The sequence below is a fragment of the Pseudomonas sp. WJP1 genome, from assembly GCF_028471945.1.
GTDB lineage: Bacteria > Pseudomonadota > Gammaproteobacteria > Pseudomonadales > Pseudomonadaceae > Aquipseudomonas.
The window spans coordinates 2,715,220-2,729,904 of the sequence record NZ_CP110128.1; the positions used below are offsets into that span (position 1 = coordinate 2,715,220).

Consider the following 14,685-nt stretch of genomic DNA (forward strand, 5'->3'; position numbering starts at 1 on the left):
AGCGTTACCAGGTCCGTTGGAGGGTACTCTTGCTGCTTTCCGTCTGTGCGCGCTTGAGCCTGCGCGCCATCTGAGCATAGGACACGCCCAGCCCGGCTACCGACCAATACACCACGGGGATTACGGTAATGCTGCTGACGGTGATGATGGTCACCAATATCCCGGCCAGTGTCGCCAGCAAGGCGCGCCCGAGGCGGTACGACTCATCGTCCCGGTTGGGGAACGAACGCATCGCCTTGCGAATGCCGAACACGATCGTGCCAAAGAATGACACGAACAGCGACAGCCCGATAACGCCCATTTGCAGGGCAATGGCGATATAGGTGTTGACGATGTCGATGATGCCCTGGCCCTGGATCATTGACTGCATTTCAGGGGTGCTGCGGTAATCGAAGGAGCCCAGCCACAGATTGCGCTGGATGACGATCAGCGAGTTATCGATCAAGCGCTGGCGGTAGGTGATGTTGTCGGCTTCCACCGAGCCGATGAAGGGCAGCAGATCAATGATTTTCTGCCCGCCGGGCAAGACGGCCAGCAAGGGCAGGGAGAGCACTGCGGCGAACCCGAGCAGCATCAGGCGCCTGACTGGATAACGGCCGGTGCCGATGAACATGACGATCATGACGGCGACACCGATCCATGGGCCGCGCGACAGGGGCGCAAACAGGCCTCCGGCGAGCAGGAGGGCGCCGAGTCGTCGCTGCATTTTGCTGCGCACGCCCTCCTGCAGGAACAGGTAAAAGCCGGTGGCCACGGCGATGACATAGCCCAGCGCAATGGCCTGGCCGGTGGTGACGCTGGCGCGCAGCGAGCCGCCACGGCTCAGATAGGTGGCGATTTCCCATTGCACGCCCATGGCGTCGGTCAGTGCGTTGTACAGCAGCCATCGGCGGGAAAATTCGAAGAGACCGATCAGCGACAGCACCATGGCCGCGAGTAAAAAGCCCAACAGTGCGTCCTTGAAATCGCTGACATTCTTCAGCGCCCGGCTGGCAACGTAGTAAGGCAGAAAAACATCGAAGAACAGAGTGAGCGAATGACGCAACGTGTCTGTGGCCGTGGTCTGGCGCAGGGAAAGCGCGGCAGTCAGGAGGAGAAAGGCGAGCAGCAGTTTGTCCGGCCAGATGCGTCCGAAGGGCAGGGTATCGGGCTTCCTGCGCAAGGCGAGAAACGCCGGGAGCAGCACGCACAGGGACAATATACGTACATGGTTCAGGTCAACAAAATAGTTGACCAGGCCGAAGCCGGGGACCTGCGCCGAGGCCGGAGGAATGAGAAACAACAGGAAGAAAAACAACGTCACGGGGTTGCGCTCACGCTGTCGCGTGACCGTCAGGATGATAGCGGTAACGCCCGCATACACCCAGAAGCTGTGGGAGACAAAGGCCACCAGCGTCAATGCGAACCATAGATTGCGCCGACGGGTGAAATCACTGAGAGGGATCAGATCTGCCGCCGGTCGCCGTGCAAAAGCGAAGACGATACCGGCAAGGACCAGGATGACGACTAACGCGCGAAAGTGCTCAGGCATGGGCTACCGATATATTTGATGAGTGAGCGATGGCTAATGGCTAGTGGTTTACCTAATAGCGACTATAGTACCTTTCGTGTCGTCCAATACGGGATTGATGTTATGCCTTCAGTAAACATCTCGCCAACGTTTAGCCTTCGCGGGCGAGCAATATCTGCTGGGGCATGGAACCTGGTGGCGTTGGTCACCTCTCAAGTGATGCGCCTGGCCGGCAACCTGGTGATGACCCGCCTGCTGATGCCGGAAATGTTCGGCATCATCAGCATCGCCGCCACCGTTTTATTCATTCTGCACCTGCTCTCCGATGTAGGGTTGCGTCAGAACATCCTGCAGAGCCCGCGCGGCGACGATCCGGTTTTTCTCAATACCCTCTGGACCGTGCAGATCGTGCGCGGCTTTGTGCTGTTTGCCTTGACCCTGTTTCTCGCCGTCGCTGCCTGGTATGCGCAATCCGTCGATTTCTGGTCGCACAGCTCCACCTACGCCGCACCGGAGTTGCCGATGGTATTGGCCTGGACCGGTCTTACCGCGATCATCTACGGGTTCCAGTCGACGAAAGTCGACCTGGCGGTTCGCGCTTTCCAGCAAAAGAAAGTGGTGATCGCCGAATTTCTTTCCCAGGTGGTCGGCCTGCTGGTGATGCTGGCCATCGGTTACTTCACCCGCTCCATCTGGTCGCTGGTGGCTGCCGGCCTGGCCGCGGCCCTGGCCAGCACGCTGCTTGGACATCTCTGGTTCGAGGGGCCGTCCAACCGTCTGAAGTGGGAACGTGCCGCGCTCGACGAACTGGTGGTCTTCGGTCGCTGGATACTGTTGTCTTCGGCCGTGGGCGTACTGTCCATGCAGGGGGACCGGATCATTTTCGGCGGCAGCATGACCGTCACCGAAATGGGCGTGTATTCCATTGCAGGACTGATCCTGGGCGCGCTTCAGACCGGTGTATTGAAAGTGGTCGGGGCCGTGGCCCTGCCGGCCTTCGGTGAGGCCTCGAGAACCAACGACCTCGAGCGGCTGCGCAGGCTGTATTACCGCTTCAAGATGATGGTGGACGTTGCGCTGCTGTTTCTTTGCGGATTCCTCTGGGTCACCAGTCCACTCATCATCAAGGTGTTGTACGACGACCGTTACGCCCAGGCAGGCCACATGATGGCCGTGCTTTCGACGTCGTTTTTCGTGATGCGCTACATCGTGGCCAATCAAGTCTGGATCGCCTTGGGGCTCACCAAGTACCAGGCCATCGACAACATCATTCGGGTTGTTTCGTTGTGGGTGCTGGTGCCACTGTTATTGGCTATCGGCGGGGTCGATTACGCGATCTGGGGTGTCGCGCTGCATACGTTGCCGACCTTGGTGCTGGTTGTGTATGTCAATCGTCGCGTGGGTATCCTCGATATCAAGCGTGAACTGATCGTGTTGCCTATGCTGGTGGTGGGGGCCTTGTGTGGTGAGCTGGTGCTGGTCGTTTCCAGGTGGCTTTTCGGTTGAAGCGGTTGGCCAGGGTTTCTTGACGTTGAAGCACCCTTTGAATCTCAGATGCAATCTCGATGCCGTGGAGCCGTGAACGATGAGTGAACGCGAGCTTAATGCCTCTGTCATTAGTCGCAGAGGTCTCATTCGGGCATTTGCCCTGTTAAGCCTGGGGGGGCTGGCGATGAAATTCACCGGGGTTGGGGCCCGGCCTCCTGCAGGAAAATCGGAGTTTGTCGTTATCAACGGGTGGGTGTTACCTGCCGTGCATTTCCGGTAACTGCAAATATGATCAAAGACTACCAAACGCAGAAAGACCTGCGCGATCACTATGATTTCTGCATCGTTGGTGCAGGCCCGGCCGGCATTACGCTGGCCTTGCGTTTGGCCGGCAATGGCTGGCGCGTAGTGCTTCTCGAGGGCGGGGGGCGCGAATATGCGCCGTATTCGCAAAACCTCTACAATTGTCCTTCCACGGGGCTGGATGTCTTCGCTGAAGAAACCCGCCTGCGCTACCTGGGGGGTACCTCCAACCACTGGGCCGGTCGTTGCCGTCCCTTCGAGCCTTCGGATTTTACCCTGTCCCCTCCGGTGAATTTGCCCGGCTGGCCCATCGCGTTTTCCGAGATGGAGCGCAATCTGCCAGCGGCCATGGCCATTCTGGACCTGCCGCTGGACTCGGGATTCAAGACCGTCAACGCGGCCTTTCACAGCGACGAATTCGAAGCCGACCGTTTCCTGCTCAGTCCGCCGACTCGATTTGCACAAAAATATGCCAAGGAGCTCGAGGAGGCCGAGGGTCTGGACGTCTTCATCAATTGCAATTGCGTCGACCTGGATTTCGACAGCAACACCGGTCGCATCACCGCCGTCGTAGTGTCCGATTACGAACGCAATCAAGCGCACATCTCGGCCAGGCAATTCATCCTGGCCACTGGCGCGATTGAGAATGCCAGGCAGTTGCTCAACAGCAAATCCTTGGCCGCCGCTGGCGTTGTCACCGAGGATGGCCTGGTCGGTCGATGCTTCATGGAACACCTGAACATCGCCCTCGGTACCTTCATCCTCAACAACGGCGAAAGCCGGGAGGCCAGGCAGTTCTACACCAAGGATGCGTTTGTGATCGAGCATCACTCCGGTAAAGGCAATGTCACGGCTTCACTGTTGTCGGCCGTGGAAACCTATGGGCGCATGGCGGCAATCAAGGGCTTTTTCGAAAACCTGGCTTGCAAGGCTGGCATGGCGCACAAGATCGAGTTCATTGCCAAGTTCAACTGTCCCGGTGACGGCGAGCTCTCCACGATGATCGAGCAGTTTCCCAACCGCAAGAGTCGCGTCGCGTTGACCGAAGAGCACGATGAGCTGGGGATGAGAAAGGCCAACATCCACTGGGAGCTCGCCCCTGAAGACAGGGAGACGGTAAAAAGCATAGGCCTGGAAGTGGCAAAGTGTTTTGCCGAAGAGGGGCTTGGCTATGTCAAGTTGGAGGAAGCGGTGTATGACGTTTCCTTGCCACTGAAGGTCGTGCCGCATGCCCATCACATGGGGACGACCCGGATGGCGACCTCCCCTGAATTCGGGGTGGTCGATGAGAACTGCAAAGTGTTCGGCACCAATAATCTGTACGTCGCTGGCAGCAGTGTGTTTTCAACCGCTGGCGCGAGCAATCCAACCATGCCGCTGTTGCAGCTGACGCTGCGGTTGGCGGATTACCTCAACCATCAAATGGGCCCTGCGACAGGCAGGTATTCTTGAATTAAAAAGTCTTAGGGAGAGCAACCAAATCGGGGTGCCACAAAAACAACAAAACCATGGTGCATCTGGTCTTGGAACCGATGTGAAACGCTGACTTTTGTGAGGCTGACAGGATGATTGGGCTAGCAAGGCGTGCAATAAGTTACTACGCATGGAAAACAGGTCGGGGGAAGGGTTTATACAAGAGGTTTTGTCACCCCACAGGCTTCGAATGGGCAGAGTTCCTGGCGCGCTGGGGAGGTATACACTCGGTCGGCAAGGGCGTGTGGATCAATCCCGGTTGCAACATCCCCGACCCTTCGCTGCTGCGCCTGGGCAACAACGTCGGCTTGTCCGATTGCACAGTGTTCGGGCACGACGGCATCATTGGCCTGTTCGAGGTCAGCGCGGGCAAAACACTCGACTCCGTCGGTGCGGTCGATATCCGTGACAACAGTTTCGTCGGTTATGGCGCTATCGTCATGCCGCGCGTCACCATCGGTCCGAATTCAATCGTCGCCGCCGGTGCCGTGATCACCAAGGATGTTCCGCCCGGAGTCGTGGTGGGGGGTAACCCGGCGAAGGTGCTCTGCACCGTTGAAGATCTGCTCAAGAAAATCGAAGAACGTTGCGAAGCCTATCCGTGGATAGATCTCATCCGCCACCGCGGCACTCACTTTGATCCGGATTACGAGCCCAAGTTAAGGGCCATGAGAACGCAGTACTTCTTTGGCGAGAAAGCCAATGAGTAGCGCGCCACTGGATGTGCTCGTGGTCAACTACAACACGGCGGGACTGTTGCAGCCCATGTTCGATGCGCTGCGCCAGTCCAAGAGTGCTGACCGCGCGCGCTACCTGGTGGTGGACAATGCCTCGGCGGACAATTCGCTGGATTGCCTGGGCGATATTTGTCCGGAGGCCGTGTTGCTGGCCAATAAGGACAATGTCGGCTTTGGTCGGGCCAATAATCAGTTGGTCGAGCATCTGCAGGGCAAGTACGCGTTGCTGCTCAATACCGACGCGTTTGTGTCCGACGACACCCTGGCCAAGACCCAGGAGTACATGGAGGCTCATCCCGATTGCGGGATCCTCGGTGTACGCCTGGTCGGTCGGGACGGCGAGCTGCAACCCTCCTGCCGCTACTTTCCGACGCCGCTGAATGTGTTCCTCGTGACTGCCGGGCTTGAGCGCTTTTTCCCTTGGGTGAAACTGGTCGACGACCTGGCCTGGGATCATGCCTCGGTGCGCGAGTGCGACTGGGTGCCGGGTTGCTATTACTTGATCCGCCGTGAAGTGATCGACAAGGTCGGCTTGTTCGATCCGCGTTATTTCCTCTACTACGAGGAAGTCGATCACTGCCGGCGCGTCAAGCAGGCGGGGTGGAAGGTGGTCTACTACCCCCATACCTCGGTGGTGCATATCGGTGGCGAGAGCGCCAAGTCGGTCGACAAGCTGAATATAGACGGCCGACAGCTACAGACGCTGCAGATCGAAAGCGAGCTGTTGTACTTCCGCAAGCATCACGGTTTGCCGGGGTTGGCCTTGCACATGCTGCTGGTCGGCCTGTGTGACCTGATCCTGGGGCTCAAGGCTTTGTTGAAAGGTCACGGACGGGCCGCCATCAAGGCGTGTTGGCAACACACACGTGTGACCTGGGCACTGCTGCGTAAAACCAAACTCGGTAGCCAACCCACACGGTAGGTCAGTCCATGTTCGAAAACATACGTGCGGACTTGCGAGCATACGACGGTGATTGGGGCGCCCAGGGTTTCTGGGTGATGCTGGTGTATCGCTTCGGGCGCTGGCGCTACGGCGTGCGCCCGGCGCTGTTGCGCAAATTACTGTCCTTTATCTACAAAGTGCTGTTCAAGCTGGTGCAGATCGTGACGGGCATCGAGCTGCCGTGCGAGGTGGTGGTCGGGCGCAACTTCGTCATCGATCATTTCGGCGGCATCGTTATCAGTGGCTATGCGCAGTTCGGCGATGACTGCCGAATCCGCAATGGCGTGGTCGTGGGGCTCAAGAACGTGAAGGAGCCGATCGCCCCGGTGATGGGCAACAACGTCGATATCGGTACCGGCGCCAAGGTGCTGGGCAATATCCGCATCGGCAATAATGTGGTGATCGGCGCCAATGCCGTGGTATTGACCGATGTGCCTGACAACTCGGTGGCCGTCGGCGTGCCGGCGACCATCAAGCAGCGCAAGCTCGCTGATGCCGAGCAATACTCATGAGCACGGTGACGACGGGGGTGGGCGTCGTGGTCATCGGTCGCAATGAAGGCCCGCGCCTCGAGCGCTGCCTGGCGTCGCTGGTCGGGGCGGCTCAGCAGATCGTCTATGTTGACTCTGGCTCCAGCGACGGTTCGGTACAGATGGCCGGCCGGCTTGGCGTCGAGGTGGTCGAACTGGACATGAGCATTGCCTTCACGGCCGCACGTGCGCGCAATGAAGGTTTTGCCCGACTGCAACGCCTGTTGCCGTCGATGCGTCATGTGCAGTTCGTCGACGGCGATTGCGAGGTGGTCGCCAGCTGGCTGCCCCATGCACAGGCCTTTCTTGAGGCCCACCCTGAGGTAGCGGTGGTGTGCGGGCGGCGCCGCGAACGTTTTCCGCAACGATCCATTTATAACCTGATGTGCGATCTCGAATGGGATACGCCAACCGGTGCGACCAGCGCCTGTGGTGGCGATGCACTGATGCGCGCCGACGCCTTCGTCACCGCGGGCGGTTACCGGCCGGACCTGATCGCAGGGGAAGAGCCGGAGCTCTGTGTGCGCCTGCGCGCCAAGGGCTGGAAGATCTGGCGCCTGGGCGAAGAAATGACCTTGCACGATGCGAGCATGACCCGCTTCGGCCAATGGTGGCGGCGTACCTTGCGCGGCGGTTATGCCTTTGCCGAAGGAGCGTTTTTACACGGGGCCGCACCGGAGCGCCATTGGCGCCGGGAGTCGCGCCGGGCCTGGTTCTGGGGCTTGGGCGTGCCGCTGGCAACGGTCGTTGCCACGCTGATGCTGGGCTGGCCCGGGTTGCTGGTGTTGCTGGTCTATCCCGTGCAGGTCGCGCGCCTGGCACGGCGGGGCGCTGGCCCTGCGCGGCAAAACTGGCTGCTGGCGTTCTTCCTCGTGCTGGGCAAATTTCCCGAGATGTTCGGGCAGGTCAAGTTTCTTTTGAACAGGTTCGGTGCCGGCAAATCCGCATTGATCGAATACAAGTGAGACTTCGATGGACTATTGGATTATCGTCAAAAGCGTCTTCTCCCTGCACGCTGGCTATTCCCTGAGGGCCTTGAAGAACAAACTCAAGTTTGCGCTGTTGGTGGGCAAGAACTGGGCCGAGTTGAATGTGTTTTTCGGGCGCATGTCCAACGCGCTGGGCGATACCGGTATCGAGAAGCTCGGCGGCGATTGCCTGGGTGTCATCCACTGGCCCTACATCAGCAAGAGCTGGAACTCCCAGGACAAATTGGGCGTCATGGCCTCGCATTACGAGGTGGTGACGAAAAGCTGCCCGCAGCTACTGCTGTTCGGACGCGACGACAGTCTGGTCTTGAGCGACCTGACGGCGTGGTCCGCCGGCTGTACCCTGGTGCTGGACCGCCCGTTCTGGTTCATGCGTGAAGGCGAGCTGGTGCTGAACCTGTTCCAGGGCGATTTGCGCATTGCCTCGATCGCCTTCACCTTGTGTTGCACGGACGGTGAGCTTTGCATCTTCATTGGTGCCGTTCAGGGCATCCACAAAGGTATCGAGAGCGACCGATCGCTGGGCATCTACAGGGATGTCACCAAGGACTTCGAAGGCCTGCGGCCCAGGAGTTTTCTGATTGAAGTGATCAAGTACATCGCCGGCAATATCGGTGTCGGAAAAATCTACGCGGTAGGGGATGTGTATCGTCATCATCGCCACCCGTATTTTGGCGCGCACAAAGCCCAGGAGCTGGCCGCCAATTATGATTCGATCTGGCTTGAGCACGGGGCGACACCTTCTGCGCGCGAAGATTTTTTTGAAATACCCATGGCATCGTCCAGAAAGCCACTGGACACCATTGCTTCAAAAAAACGCGCCATGTATCGCCGGCGCTATGAGTTGCTGGACGATACCTTTGCAAGGATCGACCAGGTGTTGATCGGCAGCTACGCGGTGAATTGACGTGACCGGTTACTGGACTACTGTGGGGGTACCTGCAGTGACAACTTCGACGACATTCAAGCCGGGTGCCCATGCGTATCGCTTATTTCATCAATCAATACCCGAAGGTCAGCCATAGCTTCATTCGTCGCGAGATCCTGGCGTTGGAGCGCCAGGGCTTTGAGGTTCAACGCATCGCGCTGCGAGGCTGGGACGGCGAGTTGGTGGACACCGAGGACGAGTCCGAACGCAGCAAGACCCGCTATGTGCTGGAGGGTGGCGTCAAAGCGCTGTTGCGACCAGCGCTGCAGGTGCTGCGTGCCCAGCCGCGGCGGTTTTTTTCGACGCTGTGGCTGGCGTTGCGCATGGGCCGGCGCGCCGATCGGCCCTGGCCGTACCATCTGGTCTATTTGCTCGAGGCATGTCGCGTGCTGTCCTGGGTACAGGCGTTCGGCGCACGACACGTGCATGCCCATTTCGGTACCAACTCGACCGAAGTGGTGATGCTGGTCAACGCACTCGGCGGGCCGACGTACAGTTTTACCGTGCATGGCCCGGAAGAGTTCGACAAGGCGCAGTTCATCCATCTGGGCGAGAAAGTGCGGCGCTCGGCGTTTGTCGCGGCCATCAGCGCCTATGGGCGCAGCCAGCTGTATCGCTGGGTCGAACACGCGCACTGGGCGCGGGTCAAGGTCGTGCATTGTGGCCTGGAGCGGGCCTTCCACGATGTGCCGGCGGTGGCGGTACCGTCCGCGCCGCGGTTGGTCTGCGTGGGGCGCTTGTGTGAGCAGAAGGGCCAATTGCTGTTGCTCGAGGCCGCGCGTCGCTTGGCCGAACAGGGTGTGGCGTTCGAGATCGTCCTGGCCGGCGACGGCGAAATGCGCCCGCAGATCGAAGAACTGATTGCCCGGCATGGCCTGCAATCGCGTGTGCGCATTACCGGCTGGATCAGCAGCGAGCAGGTGCGCACGGAAATTCTCGCCGCCCGGGCCCTGGTCTTGCCGAGCTTCGCCGAAGGCTTGCCGGTGGTCATCATGGAAGCCATGGCGTTGCGCCGGCCGGTGCTGACGACTTATGTGGCGGGCATTCCCGAACTGGTGCGCCAGGGCGAGAACGGCTGGCTGTTTCCCGCCGGCGCGGTGGAAGAGTTGGCGGCGGCGCTGGCGGACTGCCTGGCACAGCCTGTCGAGCAGTTGCAGCGCATGGGCGAGGCGGCCTACCAGCGGGTGCTGGAGCGCCACGATATCGATACCGAAGCGACCAAGTTGGCTCATCTGTTCAAGGCGCAAGCATGATCACATTCCTCAATTGGCTACTCGGCGTACCGCTGGCGATCATCCTCCTGCCGGTGTTGGTGCTGTTCGTGCAGGTGCTGCTGGCGGGTTTGCCGGTGCGTACACAAGCGCTCGCGCAGCGCCCGCGACCTCGGGTGGCGGTGCTGGTGCCGGCCCACAACGAGTCTTCGATTATCCAGGCCACATTGAATTCCCTGCGCCCGCAACTGCGCGAGGGCGACCGCCTGTTGGTGGTCGCCGACAACTGTTCCGACGACACCGCCGCGATGGCCCGTGCGGCCGGCGCCGAGGTAGTGGAACGCAGCAATACCCAGCAGCGAGGCAAGGGCTATGCCCTGGATTTTGGCGCGCGTCACCTGGCCAGCGATGCGCCGGATGTGCTGATCATCGTCGATGCCGATTGCCAGGTGAACGAAGGCTTCATCGAACGCCTGGCCATACAGTGCATCGACTCGGGGCGGCCGACCCAGGCGCTTGACCTGATGCGCGCCCCAACGGGTTCCGGGCTGAAGGTGCAGATCGCCGAGTTTGCCTGGTGCGTGAAGAATCGGGTGCGGCCACAAGGCTGGGCCCGGCTGGGGTTGCCCTGTCAGCTGATGGGCACGGGCATGGCGTTCGTCTGGCGCGACCTGCCCTTGATCACCCTTGCCAGTGGCCACATCGTCGAAGACCTGAAAATGGGCCTGGATTTCTGTCGCAGCGGCAAGCCGCCGTTGTTTTGCCCGGATGCCCTGGTGACCAGCTATTTCCCGCGCAGTGACGAAGGCCTCACGACCCAGCGTACGCGCTGGGAGCATGGTCACCTGGGCGTGATCCTGGGGGACGCGCCAAAATTGCTCGTGGAGTCGCTTACCCGACGCAACTTCAACCTGCTGGCCATGACCCTGGATCTATTGGTACCGCCGCTGGCCTTGCTGACGTTGTTGTTGGGCGCGGCGTTTACCCTGTCCTGGTTGGTGTTCTGGCTGTTCGGCGCATGGCTGCCGGCCTTGATCGCATCGGTCGGGGTGGGCCTGTTGACGGTGACCATCTTGCTGGCGTGGAGCCAGTTCGGTCGCGCCATCATCGCCTTTTCCGCCTTGCTGTATGCACCATTCTACGCACTGAAGAAAATCCCCCTGTACCTCGGCTTCCTGGTTAAACGCCAGGTTGAATGGGTGCGTTCCAAGCGAGATGACTCCTGATGCGCGCATTGGCCTGGCAGCAGCATTGGCAAACGATCATCCAGACACTCAGGGTCATCAAAGATACCGATCAAGAGCAGCGCCTGATCGAGGTGTTGTCCAGGCCTCGACGGGCGACGGTGCTTGGATTCGTCAATGCCCATGCCATGAACCTGGTTGCCAAGGACAACGCCTACTACCAGGCGCTATCGGCCGCCGACGTGTTGCTGCGCGATGGCTCCGGCATGTCGATCCTGTTTCGCCGAATGGGCAGGGAGCCGGGGTTGAACATGAACGGCACGGATTTCATCCCCAAAATACTGTCAGCCTACAATGGACGGCGCGTGGCTTTGTGGGGCACGCAAGAGCCTTTTCTGGCCAATGCGGCAAAGCATTGCGAGGCTGCATTGGCGGTCGATGTCGTGTCTGTCCACCATGGTTTCGCCGACGTCGAGACCTACCTGGAGCTGGCCCGGCAACATCAACCGGAACTGGTGATATTGGGCATGGGCATGCCCAGGCAGGAAGTCGTTGCTGCACGGCTGGCGGCCAGCGGCGTGCCTTGCCTGATCGTGTGTGGGGGGGCGATCCTGGACTTCCTCGGTGGCAAGGTGAACCGCGCTCCGCAATGGGTGCGGGGCCTGGGTTGCGAATGGGTGTTCAGGCTGGTCAGTGAGCCCAAGCGCCTGTTCAGTCGCTACGTGGTTGGTAACCCGATGTTCATATTGAGAACGCTTGCCTGCACAGCGCCGACTGGCGGGTGAGGTCGGGGGGCGGATGAACAGGGTTGGCGCTGTAATATCTTGCAAAACTCCGGCGTAGCATCTTTACTGCTCATATAAGCGACGACTTGCTGACGCGGTATTGATTTGTTTCGCCTTTAGTGCGAATGGCGACGAAAATTTGACGTCAGCCGCGCTCATATCGAAGCCTCGTTATCAGTCTGTTATTCCTTGATTCGAACTTTCGAATAATCTTTCCTTAATCATTTAGTGTTAATACCAAATGAAAGAATATGTAAAGGCACTGTTGCGTCAGTTGATTACGCCATCGGTACGCTTTGAACTGAGGAAAGTTCACGCCTGGCTGCGCGAGATTGCCGCTCGGGCCTGTTTCTGGCGCTGGGAATTTGTCAGGTTCAAGCTACGCGAAGACAGCGCTTACGACATTCTCTATATGGGCCGAAAGGCACAGCGCGAATTCGTGAAAGTTCTGATGGGTGCTGAACCTCAGGTAGCCAATCAGCAAGTAAAGGCTGATAAGTCAGGCCGGCCGGTGTTTGTCAGTGAAATACCGACACCGGGTGCACTCTGTGTGCCCCAGTATCTTAGCGCTGTAGTACCCCTGGGCAGATCGATCGAAGACATCACCGCAAGATACAACTCCGAACTGCGCCGCAATCTTCGCAAGAACCGCTTGCGCTATCGCCTTAAACAGGCGTTGAACGATGATGAAATCGAAAGCGCCGACCAAGGCATGCTGCAACCCTATGCCAGCGCAAGGCATGGCACGTCCGCTTCGCAAATCGAGCAGCAGGAGGTGCGAAGGGTGGCGAAAACCGCCGGCCGCCTGGACCTGGTGCTGCTGGAAGACGAAGTGGTTGCCTGTCACCTTGGCTGCGTGATTACCCGCGCAGGCAAGCGCTACTGGAGCACGATCCGTTTCGGCTACCCCGAAACAGTCTATTCGGACGCGAAAAAGCTACGGGAAATCAACTCGATCACCACCTTCATGGCCCTGGAATGGGCGTTGGAAAACGGCTTCGACTATTACGATATCGGCACCTGCCTGGCGCGCCCGGACGATGGCTTACTGGAATGGAAAAGACGGCGCGGTGGCGATGTCGATACGCTGAACAACCACGGTTATCTATTTGTCCGGCTGCCCAAGGTGGGCGTCGCGCAGTTTCTCTGGGAAACCCCCTTGTTTGCCGTAGAGGGTAGAAAACTGACTCTGCATCTAGGTTTGCCGGACGGGGAAAGTGATGAAGACGTCGCCGAGCGTTATCGCGAAATGGGATTTGGTGGGCTCGGCAAGGTTTATCTGCATTGCGCCAAGGCGCCACAAGAACAACTGCTCGAGACTTTACGGGCGCGATACAGTCATCTGAAATCGCCGCCTGTTCTGGAAACCATTATTTGCAACTGATTGGAGTGTTGATTTTGCGCACAGGGACGGCAAGCGCTATTTGTATTTAAACGTAGAGTGGTAATCCTTATGTCGCAATCGAATATGTTGGTGAGCGGCGCTGGGGCGAAATGGAGTTTTGCTGCGTATAAACACATGTTCAAGGAGAAACTTGTCAGGAAACCGCCGCAGAACCTGCAAAGTGTCGCGGTGAAAACCTGGGAAGTGGCTCCGGCGGATGTATCGAATGCTCCGCCTGCGTTCTACCTGCCCAACCAGCTTGAACGCGTGACGGGGTGGCAGTTTTACCCCTTCGAGCATCCCCGTCGCACCATGGAGGGCATCGGTCCCGTCCAGCACGGTCCGACTCGCGCCTTTCTGCTCAAGGACGCGTGGTTGATCGACGGCGCGCTTTACAAAGGTGATGCCAAGACCTGGTTATCGCCCAGGGCCCATTGGTTGCCGAAGATTCGCATCGAAAACGAAATCGATCGCGGGGCGATGTATTGCACCGTGGGTGGCAACACCTGGTTCGGCTCATGGATGGTGGATGATTGCATCACCTATCCAATGGCCTGCGAGGAGGGCGTGCCGGTGACCACGGCGCTCGCTGAAACCGAGGTTAGCGCAACCAGGCACGGGATACTTCACGCCCCCGGTTATGAAAAGTGGTTGGGCATGAATCCGCTTCGTTTGCGCAACGGGTTTTTTCGTGAACTGGTGATCTTTGACGACATCCCTCAGAACCGGCACAAGCACATGCGCTTTCGCGCAATGTCTGAAAAGTTGCTGTCGCATGTCAATGTCGTTTCGCATCCGGGGGTATTCGTGCTGCGGGGCAACAAGGGCGAGTTGCGGTTGTTGCGCAATGAACTGGAACTGGCCGAGCGTCTGCGCGAGCGCCGGGGATTTCGCATCATCGACCCTTCGAAAATGGATGTGGCGAGCATCGTCGCCGCCTGTGCCGGGGCCAGGACAGTGATCGGCATCGAAGGCAGCCAACTCATACACGGCGTCAATGTCCTTGCACCCGGCGGTTCGCTGCTGATCCTGCAACCCCCTGATCGTTTCGTCTGCTTCTTCAAGTACCTGACGGATCGCGACCGGCAGAACTTCGGTTTTGTGGTGGGCACTCCGGACGGCGAAGGTTTCAGGATCGACCCCGATGAGGTTGAGCGCACGCTCGACCTGTTCCCGGCCTGACATCTTTCCAGGCTTTTCCTCTCCTGTTGGTTACCCGG

At 59.1% G+C, this 14,685-nt stretch carries 13 protein-coding genes; 12 read left to right on the top strand and 1 reads right to left on the bottom strand.

Translation table 11 applies throughout. From position 1 onward, the window contains the following. Positions 1–4: 4 nt before the first annotated feature. Positions 5–1,531, bottom strand: a complete 1,527-nt coding sequence (locus OH720_RS12340; protein ID WP_272605832.1) for an O-antigen ligase family protein — start codon at positions 1,529–1,531, stop codon at positions 5–7. Between the two features lie 102 nt (positions 1,532–1,633). Between OH720_RS12340 and OH720_RS12345 the strand changes: the two genes are divergently transcribed. From OH720_RS12345 to OH720_RS12400, 12 genes are all read left to right on the top strand, one after another. Continuing rightward, positions 1,634–3,016, top strand: a complete 1,383-nt coding sequence (locus OH720_RS12345) for an oligosaccharide flippase family protein (protein ID WP_272605833.1) — start codon at positions 1,634–1,636, stop codon at positions 3,014–3,016. A 270-nt stretch (positions 3,017–3,286) separates the two neighbouring features. Next, positions 3,287–4,753: a GMC oxidoreductase gene (locus OH720_RS12350; RefSeq protein ID WP_272605834.1), complete on the top strand. Its 1,467-nt coding sequence runs from the start codon at positions 3,287–3,289 to the stop codon at positions 4,751–4,753. Positions 4,754–4,866: 113 nt separating this feature from the next. After that, positions 4,867–5,484: an acyltransferase gene (locus tag OH720_RS12355; RefSeq protein ID WP_272605835.1), complete on the top strand. Its 618-nt coding sequence runs from the start codon at positions 4,867–4,869 to the stop codon at positions 5,482–5,484. Next, positions 5,477–6,433: a glycosyltransferase family 2 protein gene (locus OH720_RS12360; RefSeq protein WP_272605836.1), complete on the top strand. Its 957-nt coding sequence runs from the start codon at positions 5,477–5,479 to the stop codon at positions 6,431–6,433. Before OH720_RS12355 ends, OH720_RS12360 begins: the two co-directional genes overlap by 8 nt. Positions 6,434–6,441: 8 nt before the next feature. After that, positions 6,442–6,966 (top strand): serine O-acetyltransferase, encoded by a 525-nt coding sequence (locus OH720_RS12365; RefSeq protein ID WP_272605837.1) that lies wholly within the window; start codon positions 6,442–6,444, stop codon positions 6,964–6,966. Between the two features lie 5 nt (positions 6,967–6,971). Next, positions 6,972–7,949 (top strand): glycosyltransferase, encoded by a 978-nt coding sequence (locus OH720_RS12370; protein ID WP_272606440.1) that lies wholly within the window; start codon positions 6,972–6,974, stop codon positions 7,947–7,949. Between the two features lie 7 nt (positions 7,950–7,956). After that, positions 7,957–8,880: a DUF535 family protein gene (locus OH720_RS12375; protein WP_272605838.1), complete on the top strand. Its 924-nt coding sequence runs from the start codon at positions 7,957–7,959 to the stop codon at positions 8,878–8,880. A 71-nt stretch (positions 8,881–8,951) separates the two neighbouring features. Further along, on the top strand, positions 8,952–10,154 hold the full coding sequence (locus tag OH720_RS12380; RefSeq protein ID WP_272605839.1) for a glycosyltransferase: 1,203 nt from the start codon (positions 8,952–8,954) through the stop codon (positions 10,152–10,154). Continuing rightward, a complete protein-coding gene (locus OH720_RS12385; RefSeq protein WP_272605840.1) occupies positions 10,151–11,338 on the top strand; it encodes a glycosyltransferase family 2 protein in 1,188 nt (395 codons plus the stop codon). The genes OH720_RS12380 and OH720_RS12385 overlap by 4 nt, the downstream gene beginning before the upstream one ends. Beyond that, entirely contained in the window at positions 11,338–12,081 is a 744-nt protein-coding gene (locus tag OH720_RS12390) for a WecB/TagA/CpsF family glycosyltransferase (protein WP_272605841.1), read from the top strand. The genes OH720_RS12385 and OH720_RS12390 overlap by 1 nt, the downstream gene beginning before the upstream one ends. A gap of 241 nt (positions 12,082–12,322) precedes the next feature. Further along, complete coding sequence (locus OH720_RS12395) at positions 12,323–13,465, top strand: hypothetical protein (RefSeq protein WP_272605842.1); 1,143 nt, start codon at positions 12,323–12,325, stop codon at positions 13,463–13,465. A 69-nt stretch (positions 13,466–13,534) separates the two neighbouring features. Continuing rightward, entirely contained in the window at positions 13,535–14,647 is a 1,113-nt protein-coding gene (locus OH720_RS12400) for a glycosyltransferase 61 family protein (RefSeq protein WP_272605843.1), read from the top strand. Positions 14,648–14,685 lie beyond the last annotated feature (38 nt).

What these genes read in the sequence shown, in the direction of transcription:
- OH720_RS12390 (WP_272605841.1), top strand. Translation starts at nt 11,338, where the DNA reads ATGCGCGCATTGGCCTGGCAGCAGCATTGGCAAACGATCATCCAGACA.
- OH720_RS12400 (WP_272605843.1), top strand. Translation starts at nt 13,535, where the DNA reads ATGTCGCAATCGAATATGTTGGTGAGCGGCGCTGGGGCGAAATGGAGT.
- OH720_RS12365 (WP_272605837.1), top strand. Translation starts at nt 6,442, where the DNA reads ATGTTCGAAAACATACGTGCGGACTTGCGAGCATACGACGGTGATTGG.
- OH720_RS12395 (WP_272605842.1), top strand. Translation starts at nt 12,323, where the DNA reads ATGAAAGAATATGTAAAGGCACTGTTGCGTCAGTTGATTACGCCATCG.
- OH720_RS12350 (WP_272605834.1), top strand. Translation starts at nt 3,287, where the DNA reads ATGATCAAAGACTACCAAACGCAGAAAGACCTGCGCGATCACTATGAT.
- OH720_RS12380 (WP_272605839.1), top strand. Translation starts at nt 8,952, where the DNA reads ATGCGTATCGCTTATTTCATCAATCAATACCCGAAGGTCAGCCATAGC.
- OH720_RS12355 (WP_272605835.1), top strand. Translation starts at nt 4,867, where the DNA reads ATGATTGGGCTAGCAAGGCGTGCAATAAGTTACTACGCATGGAAAACA.
- OH720_RS12360 (WP_272605836.1), top strand. Translation starts at nt 5,477, where the DNA reads ATGAGTAGCGCGCCACTGGATGTGCTCGTGGTCAACTACAACACGGCG.
- OH720_RS12345 (WP_272605833.1), top strand. Translation starts at nt 1,634, where the DNA reads ATGCCTTCAGTAAACATCTCGCCAACGTTTAGCCTTCGCGGGCGAGCA.
- OH720_RS12375 (WP_272605838.1), top strand. Translation starts at nt 7,957, where the DNA reads ATGGACTATTGGATTATCGTCAAAAGCGTCTTCTCCCTGCACGCTGGC.
- OH720_RS12385 (WP_272605840.1), top strand. Translation starts at nt 10,151, where the DNA reads ATGATCACATTCCTCAATTGGCTACTCGGCGTACCGCTGGCGATCATC.
- OH720_RS12340 (WP_272605832.1), bottom strand. Translation starts at nt 1,531, where the DNA reads ATGCCTGAGCACTTTCGCGCGTTAGTCGTCATCCTGGTCCTTGCCGGT.